Here is a 17,758-nt window from a genome sequence, read left to right as displayed (position 1 = left end):
GGTGGCTGCGGCGGGGCGCCGGACTGATCGAGTTGACCGACGATCGCGGCTATCCTCCACTGGGGTTCATGGCATGACAGGCGTGGAACGTATGACGGGAACAGGAAAGGACATCTTGAACATCCACCGTGCCAGCGAGGCCGATGCCCCCGCGGTGCTGGCGCTGTTCGATGAGGTGATCGAATGGTTCGTGTCGATCGGCAACCTGCAGCAATGGGGCAGTGAGCCGTGGTCGATGACGCCGCGACGGATCACCCTGGTGACCGAAGCCTGCGCGCTGCCCGGTGCATGGGTTGCCCGGAACGAGCACGGCGTGGTGCGCGCATTCCTGGCGCTGGGCGAGTCGATGCCCTATGTGCCTGCGCCCACCGGCCCGGAACTATATGTGCGGGTACTGGTGGCATCGCGTGACGTGCGCGTGCGTGGCATCGGCCGGCGCCTGATGGCCTTTGCCGATGAGCAGGCGCGCGCTGCCGGGCTCGACCATCTGCGCGTGGACTGCTACGGCGGTGGTAACGGTGATCTGGTGCGCTTCTATGAGTCCTGCGGCTATACGCGCATCGCGCCTTTCAACGTGGATGGCTGGCCGGGCATGCTGCTGGGGCGACAGCTCTGAAGTGGCTGCGTCATTCGGTCGCAGCGTGCGTGCAGGAAACGGTACATCGGTTCGGCGCTAGAGTAGGGCCATGACCTGCATGGAATGGCTGTGTCATTCCACTGCGGGTTCCTGATGACCCCCTCCAGGAAGGAGCAGCGCATGTACTACAGCAGTGGTAACTACGAAGCCTTCGCGCGCCCGCGCAAGCCCGCCGGTGTCGATGGCAAGCGGGCATGGTTTGTCGGTTCGGGCCTGGCCTCGCTGGCCGGTGCCGCGTTCCTGGTGCGCGATGGCCGCATGGCCGGTGAGCGCATCACCCTCCTTGAGCAGCAGCAGATTCCCGGCGGTGCGCTGGATGGCCTGAGGGTGCCGGAAAAGGGCTTCGTGATCCGCGGTGGCCGCGAGATGGAAGACCATTTCGAGTGCCTGTGGGATCTGTTCCGCTCGATTCCGTCGCTGGAGATTGAAGATGCCAGCGTTCTGGACGAGTTCTACTGGTTGAACAAGGACGACCCGAACTACTCCCTGCAGCGCGCCACGATCAATCGCGGCGAGGATGCGCACACCGACGGCCTGTTCACCCTGACCGAGCAGGCGCAGAAGGACATCATCGCGCTGTTCCTGGCCACCCGGCGGGAGATGGAGAACAAGCGCATCGACGAGGTGCTGGGCCGTGATTTCCTGGACAGCAACTTCTGGCTGTACTGGCGCACCATGTTCGCGTTCGAGGAGTGGCATTCGGCGTTGGAGATGAAGCTGTACCTGCATCGCTTCATCCACCACATCGGTGGCCTGCCGGATTTCTCGGCGTTGAAGTTCACCAAGTACAACCAGTACGAATCACTGGTGCTGCCGCTGGTGAAGTGGTTGCAGGACCAGGGCGTGGTGTTCCAGTACGCCACCGAGGTGACCGACGTCGACTTCGATCTGGCGGCCGGCCGCAAGCAGGCCACGCGCATCCACTGGATGCGTGACGGTGTAGCCGGTGGCGTGGATCTGGGCGCGGATGACCTTGTGTTCATGACGATCGGTTCGTTGACCGAGAACTCGGACAATGGCGATCACCACACGGCTGCGCGATTGAATGTGGGGCCGGCGCCTGCCTGGGACCTGTGGCGACGCATCGCCGCCAGGGATCCCGCGTTCGGGCGCCCGGATGTGTTCGGTGCGCACATTCCGCAGACCAAGTGGGAGTCGGCGACGGTGACCACGCTGGATGCGCGCATCCCGGCCTACATCCAGAAGATCGCCAAGCGTGACCCGTTCAGTGGCAAGGTGGTGACCGGCGGCATCGTCAGCGTGCGCGATTCGCGCTGGTTGATGAGCTGGACCGTGAACCGCCAACCTCATTTCAAGAACCAGCCCAAGGAGCAGATCGTGGTCTGGGTGTACTCGCTGTTCGTCGATACGCCTGGCGATTACGTAAAGAAGCCGATGCAGGACTGCACCGGCGAGGAGATCACCCGCGAGTGGCTGTATCACCTGGGCGTGCCGGTGGAAGAAATCGACGAACTGGCTGCTACCGGTGCGAAGACGGTGCCGGTGATGATGCCGTACATCACCGCGTTCTTCATGCCGCGCCAGGCCGGTGACCGCCCGGACGTGGTGCCGGAGGGGGCGGTGAACTTCGCCTTCATCGGCCAGTTTGCCGAATCGAAGCAGCGCGACTGCATCTTCACCACCGAGTATTCGGTGCGCACGCCGATGGAAGCGGTGTACACCCTGCTGGGGATCGAACGCGGCGTGCCGGAGGTGTTCAATTCCACCTACGACGTGCGCTCGCTGCTGGCCGCCACCGGTCGCCTGCGCGATGGCAAGGAGCTGGATATTCCTGGGCCAGCGTTCCTGCGCAACCTGCTGATGAACAAGCTGGACAAGACCCAGATCGGTGGCCTGCTGCGCGAGTTCAAGCTGGTGCAGGAGGACTGAGCGGGTGGAATGGAGGCAGCCGATGAAAGCATCGGCTGCCTCCGGGCCTCAAACCGCGCCGTCGGTCGAACGGCTCAGATGTTCCCAGGTATCGATGCTGCCGGCCATCGACGCCAGCTTCGCCCGTACCAGCTGCAGTGCATCACTGCCCAGCAGCAGGTGGCTGGGCGGCGCGTCGCTGTCGATGACCTGCAGCATGGCCTGCGCAGCCTTCATCGGATCACCGAGCTGGTGGCCACTCTTCGCCTCACGCGCGCTGCGGATGGGATCGAACAGCGCGTCGTAGTCTTCAATGCTGCGCGGTGCCCGCGCCATCGAGCGGCCCGCCCAGTCGGTGCGGAAGGAGCCCGGCGCGACGGCGGTGACGTGGATACCAAACGACGCGACTTCCTTGCCAAGCACTTCGCTGATGCCTTCCAGTGCGAACTTGCTGCCGCAGTACCAGGCGATGCCGGGCATCGTGATGAAACCGCCCATGGAGGTGATGTTGAGGATGTGGCCACGGCGGCGCGCGCGCATGTGCGGCAGCACGGCCTTGATCAGCGCGGCCGGGCCGAACACGTTCACTTCGAACTGGTGCCGCAGCTCGGCGAGCGTGGATTCTTCGAGGATGCCTTCGTGTCCGTAGCCGGCGTTGTTGACGAGCACGTCGATGCTGCCAACGTTGGTTTCGATATCGGTGACGAGCGCATTGATGGCATCGGCATCGGTGACGTCCAGCAGGCGGCCGAATGCGCGGCCGGGCGCCAGCGTTTCGAACGCCTGGCGGGCGGATTCGTTGCGCACGGTGCCGACTACGCGATGGCCGGCCAGCAGTGCCTGCTGGGCGAGGGCACGGCCGAAGCCGCTGCTGACGCCGGTGATGAGGAGAAGGCGGGACGGGGGCATGGGGAGGCGCTCATGGTGGACAGGGCTTGCACGTTAGTGCTTGAACGGCGATCACCCCAGGCCTAGGATTCGACCATTCTTGCCTATTCCTCTGGAGTGCCAGTGGTCGATTCCCTGCAACGGCAGATGCAGGCGCGCATGGTCGGCCTGCTGCAGACCTTGGCGGTGGAGGAGGGCTATACGCTCACGCCGCTGCCGGGGGTGCGGCTGTTGCGCTCCGACCGGCCTCTGGCACGCACGCCGGTGCTGTATGACCCCGGCATCGTGATCGTCTGCCAGGGCGTGAAGCGCGGCTACCTGGGCGGGCAGGTCTACCAGTACGATGCGCAGCACTATCTGGCAGTTTCGGTGCCGGTGCCGTTCACGATGGAAACCGATGCTTCTGCAGAGGCGCCGCTGCTGGCGATCTACCTGCATCTGGATCTGCAGTTGGCGGCAGACCTGCTGATTGAACTGGGGGAACAGGTGGGCACATCGGAGGCCCCGGCACAGAGCATGATGTCCAGCCCGATGCAGGCGCCGATGCAGGCCACGGTGCTACGCCTGCTGGAGGCACTGGCTGACCCGTTGGAGGCTGCCGTGCTCGGGCCGGCGCTGGTGCGTGAGGTGTACTTCCGCGTGCTGACCGGGGCACAGGGTGGCGCGATGCGCGAGGCGCTGGCCATGCGCGGCCGCTTCGGCAGCATCGGCAGGGTGCTGCGTACGATCCACGCCTCGTTTGCCACTGCGTTGGACGTGGGCCGGCTGGCGGCCGAGGCGGGCATGAGCGTGGCGACCTTCCACGACCACTTCCGCGCGATTACCGGTACGTCGCCGATGCAGTACGTGAAGTCCACTCGCCTGCACCAGGCACGGCTGCTGATGCTGCGGGAGGCGATGACCGCAGAGGCTGCATCGCTGGCGGTGGGGTATGCCAGCCCGTCCCAGTTCAACCGCGAGTTCAAGCGCCTGTTCGCCCTGCCGCCGGCGGCCGAGGTGGCGCGGATGCGGCGCAGTTTCGCGCTGCCACCGCCGCCAGCGGATGCGCTGTACGTGTCTTCGCATTGAGTGGCCGCCGGGGTTTCCCCGGCGTTCTCGACATGCCGGCCAGCGGCCGGCACTACCAGGGAATCTGAGTGGTTGACAGGAGGTCTACCTACTAGTAGGTTAAGACTCATGAAAGAGTCGCTCTCGCCCAAGGCCCAGGAAATCCTGGCCCACGCCCGTTCGCTGCTGGAAGCCGGTGGTTACAACGGTTTCAGCTATGCCGACGTGTCGGCACGGGTGAACATCAGCAAGGCCAGCATCCACCATCATTTCCCCAGCAAGGCGGACCTGGTGCGCACGGTAGTGGAAATTTACCGAGCCGAGGCGCGCGAAGGCCTGGCGCTGCTGGACCGGCAGCTGGATGACCCGCTGCAGGAGCTCAACGCCTATGTGGATTACTGGTCCAGCTGCATCGCAGGTGGCACGTCCTCGTTCTGCATCTGCGCGATGTTGGCGGCAGAGGCGCCGATGATTCCTGCGGAGATTGCCGATGAAGTCCGCGGGCATTTCGAGGACCTGAGCGGCTGGCTGGCGGTGACCCTGGAGAAGGGTGCTGCCACGGGCCAGCTGCAGTTGCAGGGTTCGGCGGCCGATGAGGCCAAGGCGTTCATGTCATCGGTGCACGGCGCCATGCTGGCTGCGCGCGGATTCGGTGATGCGACCACGTTCGCGACGCTGGCCCGGCTGGCCATCGCGCGGGTGAGTGCGACCGCCTGAGGTGATGTGTACTGGCCTGCGGCATTGCGGGCCTTCTTTTTGTTCTTGAGGCCTACCTACTAGTAGGTTCATTTCACCAGTGGAGATTCCCATGGCACATCCCCTTTCCCTTCTCGGAGCGATCCATACCGCCATCAGCCTGGTGCCGATCCTGGCGGGCCTGTACGGCTTCATCCGCCACCGGGCAATCGATCCCGGCACGCGCTCGGGCAAGGTTTATCTGATTGGCCTGGTGCTGTCGGTGGCGACCTCGTTCACCGTCTCCAGCACAGGCGGGCTCAATCCAGGCCATGCCTTCGGCGTGATCGTGCTGCTGGTCGCGTTCGGCGGTGTTCTGGCTTCGCGGCTGCGTTTCCTTGGACGGCTGGCGGCTTACCTGTCGACCTTTGCGCTGTCCTTCAGCTTCCTGCTGTCGTTGGTGCCCGGCATGAATGAAACGCTGACGCGGTTGCCGGTGGCACACCCGCTGGCGGCGGCGCCGATGGCGCCGGTGGTGTTGCAGACCTTGCTCGGCTGCCTGGCAGTGTTCGTGATCGGGTTTGCCGGGCAGTGCTGGCGGATCCGTCGGCGCACCACCCCGTTGTGAGCGATGCAGGCCCGCAGGACGACGTACCGCAGAATCAGCAGCCGACCAGCCGATCCGCGCCAATACCGCCGCGATGCTGGCTCCGGTACTCGGTAGGGCTCGCATCGACCTGACCCCGGAAGTGCCGACGGAATGACTCCTGCGAACCAAAGCCGGCCTGCTCGGCGATCCATTGCAGCGGCCGGTCGGTGGTTTCCAGCAGCTCACGGGCGAGGGCTACGCGCTCGCGGATCAGCCAGTCGATCGGTGACAGGCCCGTCGCTTCCAGGAACTGCCGCTGCAGGGTGCGTTGGCTGAGTGCGGCCTGCTCGGCGAGGCTGCCTAGCGAATGTGGCTCGCGCAGGTTGCGGCGCATCCATTCCATCAGCTTTGCCAGGCGCGTGGGCTCGCCATGGGGAATGGCCCGGCTGACACGCTGGCTGCGCCCGGCATCACGCCACGGAGCCAGCACCAGCCGCTCGGCCACCAGGTTGGCCACGCGGGCACCGTAATCCTTGCGCACCATGTGCAGCATCATGTCCATGCCGGTGGCCGAGCCGGCCGAAGTGATGATGCTGCCGGTGTCCACATACAGCACATCCTCGCGCACGTCGATGCGCGGGAACTCGCGCGCGAGCGCTTCGGTGAGGCGCCAGTGGGTGGTGGCCTGGCGGCCATCGAGCAGCCCGGCCCAGGCCAGCACGAAGGCACCGGAGCAGATCGAGGCGATGCGTGCGCCACGTGCGTGGGCACGGATGAGTGCATCGAGCAGGGCCTGCGGAGGACGTTCGCTGGGTTCGCGCCAACCGGGGATGACGATGACGTCGGCGTCATCAACGGTGCCGAGATCGTAGGGCAGCTGCACCTGGGTGTTGCCGAGCATACGCAGTGCGCCGGGCTCGCCTGCGCACAGCTGGGTGCGGTACCAGGCCACGCCCAGCTCGGGCCTTATCGGCGCGAACAGGCCCACCGCACAGCCGAACTCGAACAGCCCCTGGCCGTGGCAGGCAACGATGGCGACGAGCGGCGCGGCGGGATCGGCGGGAGGGCTGGGCATGGCCTGATGCTACGGGTGGAGGTGCGCGGCGCAGAGTGGTGCGCGGGCATGAGGTGATGCCTGCGGAGCATGTAGAGCCGAGCCATGCTCGGCTGCTCTTTGTGGCTCAGTTGAATGGGCTTCGTCTGGCATTGAGCCGAGCATGGCTCGGCTCTACAGAGAGCAGTGCGCCGGTGCAGGCCGCCTAACGTCATTACCAGCGGTCATGTGGGTGGCCGGATGTTACGGCTGGGTGACGCGATCGCGCCTGTCGTCGCGGGTGAACAGGCCCTTGAATGGAAGCGTGTTTCCGGCCCCCCCACGAGCCCCCATGCCTGCCGCCTACGCCCCAGCCCTGAGTACTCTCGCTGTCCTGATCACCGCCGCCCTCGCTGCGACGCCCAGCCATGCCGCGGAAGCCGATGCGGATCCTGCCACCACCGCGGCGACGGCCAACGTTGCTGCATCTACGCTGGATGCGGTGGTGGTGACCGGTTCACGCACCAGCACGCGCACGGTGAAGAACAGTTCCACGCCGATCGATGTGATCTCCGCCGAGGACCTCGCTGCTACCGGGCAGGGCAACCTGCTGGAAGCGCTGCAGCGCAGCCTGCCGTCGCTGAGCCAGATCGGCGGTTACCAGAGCGACCAGGAGAGCCTGATCCGCGGCTACCAGCTGCGCAATCTGTCGCCGGGCTACACGCTGGTGCTGGTCAACGGCAAGCGCCGCAATGCCAGCGCCTATGTGAGCGGTGCCAATGGGGGCGGCTTCCCCGGCCATGCCTGGGCTGACCTCGCGTTGATTCCGGTCTCGGCCATCGACCATGTGGAAGTGCTGCGCGATGGCGCTTCGGCCATCTACGGTTCGGATGCGATCACCGGCGTGGTCAACGTGATCCTGAAATCGCAGGCACACGGTGGTGATGTGTCGGTGGAGAGCGGGCAGAGCATCGATGGTGATGGTTCGCGTACCAGCGTGCGCGCCAACGTCGGCCTGCCGTGGGGCGAGGATGGCTTCGTCAACCTGTCCGGTGAGACCACCCGCCAGCACCATGCGATCCGCACCCGCCGCTACATCGATGGCTACCTGAGCTACCCGGCCGTGGACGGCAACGGCAATCTGGTGGCGCTGCGGCCGAACAATCGACTGCCTGCAGGTGCCACGCCGAACCCGGCCGAGGCCAACCGCAATGCCGAGGCCAACACCATCCTCAGCTCGCCGTCGTATGCGTTGAAGGCCTTCGCGGTGAACGTGGGCCATGGCCTGGGCGAGAGCGCGCAGTTCTACGCCAACGCCACGGCCAGTGACCGCACCGCGCAGGCGATCCAGAATTTCCGCCTGCCCGCGACGATCTTTACCACTTACCGGGCCCCCGGCGTACTGAGCGTGTTTCCCGATGGCTTCCTGCCGGTGCTGGAAACCAAGGAGAAGCAGTACACCGGTACGGCCGGGGTAAAAGGCCAGATCGCGGGTTGGGACTACGACGCCAGCCTGACCGGCAACCGCAGCACGGTGCGCACCTATACCCGCAACTCGGTGAACTACTCGCTGCCGTATCCCGGGTCGCCCACTGATTTCTACGACGGCAAGCTGGACTACCAGCAGGGCATCGCCAACCTCGACCTGCGGCGTGGCTTCGAGGTGGCGGCGTTCGCCTCGCCGCTGGAGGTGAGCGCGGGCGCCGAGTATCAGCACGAGCAGTACGAGCGCGGTGCAGGGCAGTGGGAGTCGTATACCGGCTTCGGCGCTGCAGCCTTCGTCGGCTATTCCACCGCCGATGCGGTGAAGGCGACCCGCAACAGCAAGGCGGTGTACGTGGGTGCCGCCACCAACATCACCTCGCGCTGGTACCTGGATGCTGCCGCGCGCTGGGAAGACCATTCCGATTTCGGCAGCGTTTCCACCGGCCGCCTGACCACGCGCTTCGATTTCACCGACGCACTGGGTGTGCGCGCCACGGTGAGCAACGGCTTCCATGCGCCCAGCCTGGGCGCGCAGTATTACCAGGCCACCGGCAGCTGCCCGTGCGGGACCACGCTGGTGGCGCAGGTGTCTTCGCCGGCGGCTCTCGCGCTGGGGGCAACGCCGCTGAAGCCAGAGAAGGCCACCAACTACAGCCTGGGCGTGACCTGGGACCCGAGCCCGGCGTTCCATCTGGCAGTGGATGCGTACCAGATCGACATTCGCGGCCAGCTGGGGCAGTCCAGCCAGATCGGCTACAACGCGCAGGATCCGGCTCGCATCACCGACAACAGCGGGACGGTGCTGAGTGCGGCGCAGAAGAATACGATCGACGCGCTGCTGGGTTCGGCGGGCATCAGCATCCTGCCGGGCGATGCGTTCTACGCCAGCTATTTCACCAACGTGGGCAATACCCGTACACGCGGTGTGGAGCTGACCCTGGAAGCGAACCAGGAAACCGCGTGGGGCAAGCTGCGCTGGAGCTACGCGGCCAACGTCGGCCGCACCACGATCCAGAAGGTCGCCGACATTCCGGTGGCACTGCAGGGCCTGCCGAACATCAACCTGCTGACCAAATCCAGCGAGTACGCGCTGCGCTTCCGCACGCCCAGCTATACGCAGGTGGCGGGATTGGGCTGGCAGAACGGGCGCTGGCGCTCGAACCTGGACTTCACCTACTACGGCCCGATCAAGCGGCTGAACAACGGCGTGGAATACAAGCAGCCGCCGGTGCTGGTGACCAACCTGTCCGGTGGCGTGGAGCTGGGTGCGGGCTGGAGCGCGGCGCTGGGCATCAACAACGTGTTCGACAAGCGCACGCGCAAGGTGCCGGAGTACGCGCGCAGTGCGACCGATGTGGCGAGTATCGAGACCACCTGGGACAGCGGCGATGTGCTGAGCAATGTGGGTGCGTACTGGTTTGGTCGGGTCAGTTACCGGTTCTGATCTGGAGCAGTCGAGCATGGCTCGACTCTACAGAAGCGAAAGGCAGTCGAGCATGGCTCGACTCTACAGAAGCGAAAGGCGGCCGGACGTAGTTCGGCATCATTGAGGAGCAGTTCATGTGTTCTGCATTGAAGGTGGTTGCGTTGGTGGGGTCACCGACCAGCTCGGCGACGTCGCGCACGTTGTTGCTGGTGCGGCATCTGCTGGCGTCGCTGCAGCAGCGGGTGCACGCCAGCGTGGAGCTGGTGGAGCTGGCGCCGATCGCGCGTTCACTGGGCCAGTCGTTGTCGCGTGACGAAGCGGGGCCGGCAGTGGAGCAGGCACTGCAGGCCATCGAGGCGGCGAAGCTGCTGGTGGTGGCCGCGCCGGTCTATCGTGGCTCGTATCCTGGGTTGTTCAAGCACTTGGTCGACTTCATCGGGCTGGAGGCGCTGGTGGATACGCCGGTGCTGCTGGCAGCGACCGGTGGCAGCGAGCGTCATGCGCTGGTGATCGACCACCAGCTGCGACCGTTGTTCAGTTTCCTGCAGGCGCACACGCTGCCGATCGGGGTGTATGCCACGCCCGCCGACTTCGAGGGCGAGCACATCAACAGTGCAGCCTTGCAGGCACGCATCGCGCTGGCGACCGAGCGCGCAGCCGGCCATCTGGCTACGCAGGCGCTGGCCGTGGCGGCGCCGCTGCGACGCATCGCCTGACGCCATAACCGGCAGCGCTTTGCTTATGGCCACGCCGCATCTGCATGGCCGGATCTGACCGCCGATTGTCGCCAGGCATCGCTGCCGCGGCCGCCGACATCTCTAGCATCGATATCGAAGCGGCATCGCATTGCCGGCCCCGATGAGGACGACTCCAGTGACTTTCGACGCAGCAAGCAAACCCATCCTGTTCCTGCTCGACCGTGAGTTCGAGGACGGCCAGATTCCCGGTCAGCGCTTCTTCTGCCGGCACAGCCTGCTGCTGGAGGGCGCGCTGTCGAGCATCGATGGCCTGGACGCGCAGCTGGACGTGCGCCGCATCGGCTTCGCACGGCCGCGACGGGAGGTGATCGCCGAGATCGGCGAGCAGGACCAGTCGCTGCCGAAGCTGGTGCTGCCGCAGGGCGTGCGCAGCGAACTGGCCAGTGGCGCGCACCAGGATCGCCAGTACATCTCCGGTGCCGAGCCGATCCTGGCCGCGTTGAATGGCTTGCTCGGCATTCCCGTGGCCCACCCCTGAGCGAGGACGTGACCATGAGCTATCAGATCAGCGTGCTGGACAAGAGCCCAGTGGCCGAGGGTGCCTCGCCAGAGCAGGCGCTGCGCAACAGCCTGCAGCTGGCGCAGCGCGCCGAGCAGCTGGGCTACCACCGCTACTGGTTTGCCGAGCACCACGCTGCACCAACGCTGGCCAGCCCGGCGCCGGAAGTACTGGCTGCGTGGGTACTGGCGCAGACCCGGCGCATCCGCATCGGCAGTGGCGGGGTGATGCTGCGCCACTACGCGCCGTACAAGGTGGCGGAGAACTTCAACCTGCTGTCGGCGCTGGCGCCGGGGCGTGTCGATCTGGGCGTGGGCAAGGCCCCCGGTGGCCTGCCGGCCTCGACCGCGGCGCTGGCAGCCGGGCGCCCGGCGTTCGCCGATTTCGACCAGCAACTGCGCGACCTGGAAGGCTATCTGTCCGGGGCGGACACCGAGGCGCTGGCACGGCCGGTTCCGCAGCAGGCACCGGAGCGCTTCCTGCTCGGTGCCAGCCCGCAGAGCGCAAAGCAGGCGGCCGGGCTCGGCTGGCGATTCGTCTACGCCGCGCACTTCGATGGTGACCCGAAACATATCGAGGCCGCGTTCGATGCCTACCGCAGCGTTTCTACGCAGCCGCCGCTGCTGGCCACGGTGGCCTTCGCCGCGCCGACTGCCGAAGCCGCGGCGCGCCATATCGGTGCGCTGCGCGTCTACAAGCTGCACCTCGGCCCCGGGCAGACGGTGAACCTGCCCAGCCCCGAGGCGGCTGCCGAGTACGCGCGCCAGGTGGGCGTGGCCGACTTCCGCATCGAGGAAACGCGCCCCAGCGTGTTGTCCGGTGATGCGCAACTCGTGCGTGACGAACTGGATGCGCTGCATCGGCGCTTCGGCGTGGGCGAGTTCATTCTCGACGCGCCGGTGGCCGACCTGGACGCACGCCTGACATCCCTCGAACTGCTGTCGCCCGCGCCACGCGCGGCGGTGGCCTGACCTGCAGGAGCGATTCCCATGAGCACGACCCCGCGCCACATTCCGTTCGGCATCATGCTGCAGGGCCCTGGCAGCCACATGCATTCCTGGAAGCATCCGTCCAACCCGGCTGACGCCAGCGTCAACCTGCAGTTCTACATCGACATCGCGCGTACCGCCGAGGACAACGGCATCGCCTTTGGGTTCGTGGCCGACGGCCTGTACATCAACGAGAAGTCGATCCCGCACTTCCTCAATCGCTTCGAGCCGATCTCGCTGCTGTCGGCGCTGGCCACGGCGACGAAGAAGATCGGCCTGGCTGGCACGCTGTCGACCTCCTACAGCGACCCGTTCACCGTGGCCCGCCAGTTCGCTTCGCTGGACCTGCTCAGCGGAGGTCGTGCCGGCTGGAACGTGGTGACGTCGCCGCTGGAGGGGTCGGGGCGCAATTACGGCCGGCCCCACCCCGAGCATGCGCTGCGCTACCAGATCGCCGACGAATACCTGGAGGTGGTGCAGGGGCTGTGGGATTCCTGGGATGACGATGCGTTCGTGCGCGAGCGCGACAGTGGCACGTTCTTCGCGCCGGAAAAATTCCGTCGCCTCGACCACAGGGGACGCTTCTTCCAGGTGGAAGGGCCGCTCAACATCCAGCGTTCGCCGCAGGGCCAGCCGGTGATCTTCCAGGCCGGTTCGTCCGACGATGGCATCGCGCTGGCCGGCAAGTATGCCGATGCGGTGTTTACCCATTCGCCGTCGCTGGAAGAAACCCGCGCGTTCACCCAGAAGGTGAAGAACTCGGCGATCGCGCACGGCCGCAGCGGCAACGACGTGAAGATCTTCCCGGGCATCGGCCCCATCGTCGGCCGTACCGCCGAGGAGGCCGAAGCCAAGTACCAGGCAATCGCCGCGCTGGCCACGCTGGAGGATGCGCTGGCCTATCTCGGCCGCTTCTTCGACCACCATGATTTCAGCCAGTACGACCCGGACGCGCCCTTCCCGGAGCTTGGCGGAATCGGCAGCAACTCGTTCCGTTCCACCACCGACCGCATCAAGCAGGACGCACGCGAGAAGGGCCTGAGCCTGCGCCAGGTGGCACTGGAAGCGGTGAGCCCGCGACCGAATTTCATCGGCACGCCGGAGCATGTGGCCGACGAGTTGATCCGGTGGTTCGATGCCGGTGCCAGCGACGGCTTCATCCTCGGTTTCGCGGCACAGCGCGAAGGCCTGGACGATTTCGTGACCCAGGTGCTGCCGATCCTGCAGGCGCGCGGCTACCACCAGCGTGAGCTGGAAGGGCAGACTCTGCGCGCGCATCTGGGCCTGCCGTACAAGGCCAGCCGCCACTCGACCGACGCCGAGCCGGCGCGGAAGGCAGGGTAAGGCGATGAGCGGAGAAAGCGCGACAGCACCGGGCCATGCCCAGCGGAATTCCCAGACGACGGGCATATTGCCCGACATCGCGGCGCGCGCAGAGGCGGCCATCGCGATCCGCCATGACCTGCACCGGCACCCGGAGCTGGCCTTCGAGGAACACCGCACCAGCGCGCGCGTGGCCGAGCTGTTGCAGCAGTGGGGCTACGAGGTGACCACCGGCCTCGGCGGCACCGGCGTGGTCGGCACGCTGCAGCGCGGGCAGGGCAGCCGTCGCCTCGGCCTGCGCGCCGACATCGATGCACTGCCGATCCACGAGGATTCCGGATTGGCGTACGCCAGCCAGACCGAGGGGTTGATGCATGCCTGCGGCCACGATGGGCACACCGCCATCCTCCTGTCTGCGGCGCACTACCTCGCCCATCACGGTCGCATCAACGGCACCCTGCAGCTGGTGTTCCAGCCCGCTGAGGAAACCGGTTCGGGCGCTTCGAAGATGCTCGCCGATGGCCTGTTCGAGCGCTTCCCGGTGGATGCGATCTATGGCCTGCACAACTGGCCGGGCGTGCCAGTGGGACACTTCGGCTTCGTCGATGGCCCGGCGATGGCGTCGGTGGACTGGGCGCGGCTGAAGGTGATCGGCAAGGGCGGCCACGGTGCCGAGCCGCAGGGCAGCGTCGACCCGATCCTGGCGGCAGCGCACATCGTCACCGCGCTGCAGAGCGTGGTGTCGCGCAATGTCGATCCGCGGCAGATGGGCGTGGTCACCGTCGGTTCGATCCACGGCGGGCAGGCCGCCAATGTGATCCCGGACGTCGTCGAGCTGAAGCTGACCGTGCGCGCCTACCTGCCGGAAGTGCGCGACACGCTGCGGCGCCGGGTCACTGAAATCGCCGAACAGACGGCTGCGGCGTTCGGCGCACGCGCCGAAATCGAGTTTCCGCGTGGCTTCCCCAGCGTCATCAACCATCCTCAGCAGACTGCCTATATCCGCGACGTAGCCGTACAGGGCTTCGGCAGTGAACAGGTGGTACCGGAGTTCGCGCCACGCACGGCCAGCGAAGACTTCGCCTTCCTGCTGCAGGCGCGGCCGGGCAGTTTCGTGTTCGTCGGCAACGGCGACAGCGCACCGTTGCACAGCCCGCGCTATGTGTTCAACGACGCCGCCATCGCACCCGCCGCCAGCCTGTGGGCGCGGCTGGCCGAAGACTATCTGGTGAAGGACGCGACATGAGCAGCAACGAACGCTTCCTCTATACCTCGGTGGATGATCCGCTGGCGCGGCCTCTGTTCGACGGCCTGGAACAGGAGTACGACAGCCGCTACGCCGACGTGCGCCGACGCATCGGCGGCAGCGCCCGCGAGGAACTGCAGCGCTACCCGGCGCAGGCCTTTGCTGCCCCGGTAGGGGCGTTCGTACTGCTGCTGCGCGATGGTGTGGCGATCTCCGGCGGTGCCTTCATGCCGCACCGCGATCCGGATACCGCCGAATTCAAGCGCATCTGGACGCTGCCGGGGCTGCGCCGCCAGGGCATCGCGCGGCGCGTGCTGCAGGAGCTGGAAGACCAGGCGGTGCGGCAGGGGTATCGACGGGTGTTCCTGACGACCGGCTTCCGCCAGCCTGAAGCGGTCGGCCTGTACCTCAGCCACGGCTACACCGCGCTGTTCGACCTGCAGGCCGACCCGGAAACCATCGCGCATCTGCCGTTCGAGAAGCACCTGAGCGTATCGGCGCCGGTCGTTGTGCCATCGCAGGCCGTGCTGCACGGAGCCCACGCATGAGCACGCCTTCGACCGCGCTGGATGGCATTGCCGCACGCCCGGCGCCAGCTCCGGCGTTGAAGATCGTGCCGGCCCGGCATCCACTGCAGGTGGTCGGAACCCTTCTGGCGTTGGCGCTGATCCTGATCGGGCTGCAATCGGTGCTGGGCAACCCGCGCTGGGGTTGGGGCACGTTCGCCGAGTGGTTCTTCGCACGCCCGGTGCTGGAAGGCCTGGGCCGTACGCTGCTGCTGACCGCACTCGGTACCGGCCTCGGTTTCGCGCTGGGTACCCTGCTGGCGTTGGCCCGCGTCTCCGGCTCGCCACTGCTGTCGGCGGTGTCGTGGGGCTATGTGTGGCTGTTCCGTTCGATCCCGCTGTTGGTGTTGTTGCTGCTGCTGAACAACCTGGGCTACCTGTACAGCACCATCGAGCTGGGCGTGCCGTTCACCGGCATCAGCCTGTTCTCGTACCCGACCACGCAGCTGATCGGCGTGTTCACCGCCGCAGTGCTGGGCCTCACCTTGAACCAGGCCGCGTTCTCGGCCGAGGTGATCCGCGGTGGCATTCTCTCGGTGGACCATGGCCAGTACGAAGCCGCAGCGGCGCTTGGCCTGCCACGTGGCCGCCAGGTGCGCCGCATCATCCTGCCGCAGGCGATGCGCTCGATCCTGCCGGCCGCGTTCAACGATGTGATCGGCCTGGCCAAGAGCACCTCGGTGGTCTACGTGCTGGCGCTGCCTGAGCTGTTCTACACCGTGCAGGTGATCTACCGGCGCAACCTGGAAGTGGTGCCGCTGCTGATGGTGGCCACGGTCTGGTACCTGGTGATCCTGACCGTGCTGTCGCTGCTGCTGCGACGCGTGGAGCAGCGCTTCGCGCGCGGGCAGTTGCAGCGGGAGCGCTCGGTATCGCGTGTCTCGTCACCGACGCGCGCCACCGGTGATTCCGCACCGCGCGTGGTCAATCGCCCGCGCATCGCCGCGCAGGTTGAAGCGGGCGAGGGAGCATCGGTGTCGCTGCATGGCGTAGGCAAGGTGTTCGGCGACCAGCCTGTACTGGAAGACGTGAACCTGGACCTGCGCGCTGGCAGCGTGACGGTGCTGATCGGCCCGTCCGGTGCCGGCAAGTCCACGCTGCTGCGGCTGGTCAACCACCTGGAACGTGCCGACAGCGGCTACGTGACCGTGGGCGGCCAGCTGATCGGCTACCGCCGCGACGGTGACACCCTGTACGAGCTGCCCGAGCGTGAGATCCGCCGCCGTCGTTCCGAGGTGGGCATGGTGTTCCAAGGCTTCAACCTGTTCCCGCACCTGACCGCGCTGGAGAACATCATCGAGGCGCCGATCGCAGTGCGCGGCGTGCCGCGTGCGCAGGCCGAGCAGCAGGCGCGCACACTGCTGGAACGGGTCGGCCTGGCTGACAAGGCCGATGCCTTCCCGCGCCAGCTTTCCGGCGGCCAGCAGCAGCGCATCGCGATTGCCCGCGCGCTGGCGCTGCAACCAAAGGTGCTGTTGTTCGATGAACCGACCTCGGCGCTGGATCCGGAGCTGGTGGCCGAAGTGCTCAGCGTGATCGAGGAGCTGGCAAGCTCCGGCACCACGCTGGTGATCGTCACCCATGAGCTGAGCTTCGCTCGTCGCGTGGCCGACCACGTGGTGATGATGGACCAGGGGCGGGTGATCGAGCAGGGCACGCCCGAGGCGCTGTTCGAACGTCCGCGCCAGCAACGCACCGCCGATTTCCTGGCCAAGACCCTGTAACTGCGAAAGGAACACCATGAGCCCTGCAGCACCGCGTCGCCCCTCGCGCAGCACCCTCTTGATCGTGGGCGTGCTGGTCATCGGTATCGCCGGCATCGTCTATTCGCGCGTGCGTCAGGCACCGGACGCGAGCACCGTGGCCGCGACCAGCCTGGCCGGTGCGAACACCGCCGTGCTGAAGGGTACCTTCGATCCGAAGGCGCAGGCATTGATTCCCGCCGGCTACAGCTTCGTCACGCCCGGCACGTTCACCGTAGCCACCCATCCGGGGCAGCTGCCGTTGGCCGACTACGGCGCCGACAGCAAGGACGTGGTCGGCATCGAGCCGGACATCGCGCGACTGATTGCCGATGGGTTGGGCCTGAAGCTGGTGATCGTGCCGGTGGCGTGGGCGGACTGGCCGTTGGGGTTGGAATCAGGCAAGTACGATGCCGTGCTGTCGAACGTGACGGTTACCGAGGAGCGCAAGAAGAAGTTCGATTTCTCCAGCTACCGTTACGATCTGCTGGGAATCTACACGCGCACTGATGGGCCGATCCAGAAGATCGAAACGCCGGCCGACGTGGCCGGACTGAAGGTGGTGGTCGGTGCCAGCACCAACCAGGACCAGATCCTGCGGCAGTGGGACCAGCAGAATATTGCGGCGGGATTGAAGCCGGTGGAGTATCAGTACTTTGATGACGCCGTGGTTGGGCGGCTGGCGGTGATCACCGGCCGCGCCGATGTCTCGTTCGAGCCCAATGCTACTGGTGCCTATTCGGCGCGGGATGGCAAGGTGCGGCGTGTGGGCCTGTTCCCCGGAGGCTGGCCGAACGCCGCAGCGATCTCGGTGACCACGCGCAAGGGCAGCGGCCTGGCTGATGCGGTGACGCAGGCGCTGAACACCCAGATCGGCAGCGGCACCTATGCGCAGGCATTGGCGCGCTGGAACGTGGCCGAGGAAGCCGTGCCGCAATCGCAGACCAACCCGCCAGGTTTACCGACGCTCTGACGCCGGGCATGGC

Annotated in this window: 16 protein-coding genes; 14 read left to right on the top strand and 2 right to left on the bottom strand. The window is 66.4% G+C overall.

The window, feature by feature from the left end:
* Positions 1–91 precede the first annotated feature (91 nt).
* Positions 92–616: a GNAT family N-acetyltransferase gene (locus BKE09_RS01440; protein WP_075674666.1), complete on the top strand. Its 525-nt coding sequence runs from the start codon at positions 92–94 to the stop codon at positions 614–616.
* A gap of 141 nt (positions 617–757) precedes the next feature.
* Entirely contained in the window at positions 758–2,527 is a 1,770-nt protein-coding gene (locus BKE09_RS01435) for an oleate hydratase (RefSeq protein ID WP_075674665.1), read from the top strand.
* 48 nt (positions 2,528–2,575) lie between these two features.
* Here BKE09_RS01435 and BKE09_RS01430 read toward each other — a convergent pair whose 3' ends face one another.
* On the bottom strand, positions 2,576–3,415 hold the full coding sequence (locus tag BKE09_RS01430; protein ID WP_075674664.1) for an oxidoreductase: 840 nt from the start codon (positions 3,413–3,415) through the stop codon (positions 2,576–2,578).
* A gap of 102 nt (positions 3,416–3,517) precedes the next feature.
* Here BKE09_RS01430 and BKE09_RS01425 point away from each other — a divergent pair, with 102 nt between their 5' ends.
* The 3 genes from BKE09_RS01425 to BKE09_RS01415 all read left to right on the top strand — a co-directional run bounded on the left by BKE09_RS01425 (position 3,518) and on the right by BKE09_RS01415 (position 5,744).
* Entirely contained in the window at positions 3,518–4,462 is a 945-nt protein-coding gene (locus BKE09_RS01425) for an AraC family transcriptional regulator (RefSeq protein ID WP_075674663.1), read from the top strand.
* A 108-nt stretch (positions 4,463–4,570) separates the two neighbouring features.
* Positions 4,571–5,158, top strand: a complete 588-nt coding sequence (locus BKE09_RS01420) for a TetR/AcrR family transcriptional regulator (RefSeq protein ID WP_075674662.1) — start codon at positions 4,571–4,573, stop codon at positions 5,156–5,158.
* Positions 5,159–5,249: 91 nt separating this feature from the next.
* Positions 5,250–5,744: a hypothetical protein gene (locus tag BKE09_RS01415; protein ID WP_075674661.1), complete on the top strand. Its 495-nt coding sequence runs from the start codon at positions 5,250–5,252 to the stop codon at positions 5,742–5,744.
* A 34-nt stretch (positions 5,745–5,778) separates the two neighbouring features.
* On the opposite strand, the gene ftrA is transcribed toward BKE09_RS01415, so the two are convergent.
* Entirely contained in the window at positions 5,779–6,780 is a 1,002-nt protein-coding gene (gene ftrA / locus BKE09_RS01410; RefSeq protein ID WP_075674660.1) for a transcriptional regulator FtrA, read from the bottom strand.
* A 310-nt stretch (positions 6,781–7,090) separates the two neighbouring features.
* Between ftrA and BKE09_RS01405 the strand changes: the two genes are divergently transcribed.
* The 9 genes from BKE09_RS01405 (at position 7,091) to BKE09_RS01365 (ending at position 17,745) form a co-directional block, all read left to right on the top strand.
* On the top strand, positions 7,091–9,667 hold the full coding sequence (locus tag BKE09_RS01405; RefSeq protein ID WP_075674659.1) for a TonB-dependent receptor: 2,577 nt from the start codon (positions 7,091–7,093) through the stop codon (positions 9,665–9,667).
* A 116-nt stretch (positions 9,668–9,783) separates the two neighbouring features.
* Positions 9,784–10,365 carry an FMN reductase gene (gene msuE / locus BKE09_RS01400; RefSeq protein ID WP_075674658.1) on the top strand — a complete coding sequence of 194 codons (582 nt, stop codon included), beginning with the start codon at positions 9,784–9,786 and terminating at the stop codon, positions 10,363–10,365.
* Positions 10,366–10,522: 157 nt separating this feature from the next.
* Positions 10,523–10,885, top strand: a complete 363-nt coding sequence (locus tag BKE09_RS01395) for a DUF3088 family protein (RefSeq protein ID WP_012510830.1) — start codon at positions 10,523–10,525, stop codon at positions 10,883–10,885.
* 14 nt (positions 10,886–10,899) lie between these two features.
* Positions 10,900–11,877, top strand: a complete 978-nt coding sequence (locus tag BKE09_RS01390) for an MsnO8 family LLM class oxidoreductase (protein WP_075674657.1) — start codon at positions 10,900–10,902, stop codon at positions 11,875–11,877.
* A gap of 18 nt (positions 11,878–11,895) precedes the next feature.
* Positions 11,896–13,239, top strand: a complete 1,344-nt coding sequence (locus tag BKE09_RS01385; RefSeq protein WP_075674656.1) for an LLM class flavin-dependent oxidoreductase — start codon at positions 11,896–11,898, stop codon at positions 13,237–13,239.
* Positions 13,240–13,243: 4 nt separating this feature from the next.
* Positions 13,244–14,464 carry a M20 aminoacylase family protein gene (locus BKE09_RS01380; RefSeq protein WP_083663046.1) on the top strand — a complete coding sequence of 407 codons (1,221 nt, stop codon included), beginning with the start codon at positions 13,244–13,246 and terminating at the stop codon, positions 14,462–14,464.
* Positions 14,461–15,012, top strand: a complete 552-nt coding sequence (locus BKE09_RS01375; protein ID WP_075674655.1) for a GNAT family N-acetyltransferase — start codon at positions 14,461–14,463, stop codon at positions 15,010–15,012. The genes BKE09_RS01380 and BKE09_RS01375 overlap by 4 nt, the downstream gene beginning before the upstream one ends.
* On the top strand, positions 15,009–16,754 hold the full coding sequence (locus BKE09_RS23820; RefSeq protein ID WP_075674654.1) for an amino acid ABC transporter permease/ATP-binding protein: 1,746 nt from the start codon (positions 15,009–15,011) through the stop codon (positions 16,752–16,754). Before BKE09_RS01375 ends, BKE09_RS23820 begins: the two co-directional genes overlap by 4 nt.
* Positions 16,755–16,770: 16 nt before the next feature.
* Positions 16,771–17,745, top strand: a complete 975-nt coding sequence (locus BKE09_RS01365; protein WP_075674653.1) for an ABC transporter substrate-binding protein — start codon at positions 16,771–16,773, stop codon at positions 17,743–17,745.
* The last annotated feature ends 13 nt before the right edge of the window (positions 17,746–17,758 follow it).

Origin of the sequence: Stenotrophomonas sp. TD3, assembly GCF_001939825.1 — a bacterium.
Lineage (GTDB): Bacteria > Pseudomonadota > Gammaproteobacteria > Xanthomonadales > Xanthomonadaceae > Stenotrophomonas.
The sequence above is the reverse complement of the archived record's forward strand: the minus strand, read 5'-3'. Positions and strand labels throughout refer to the sequence as shown.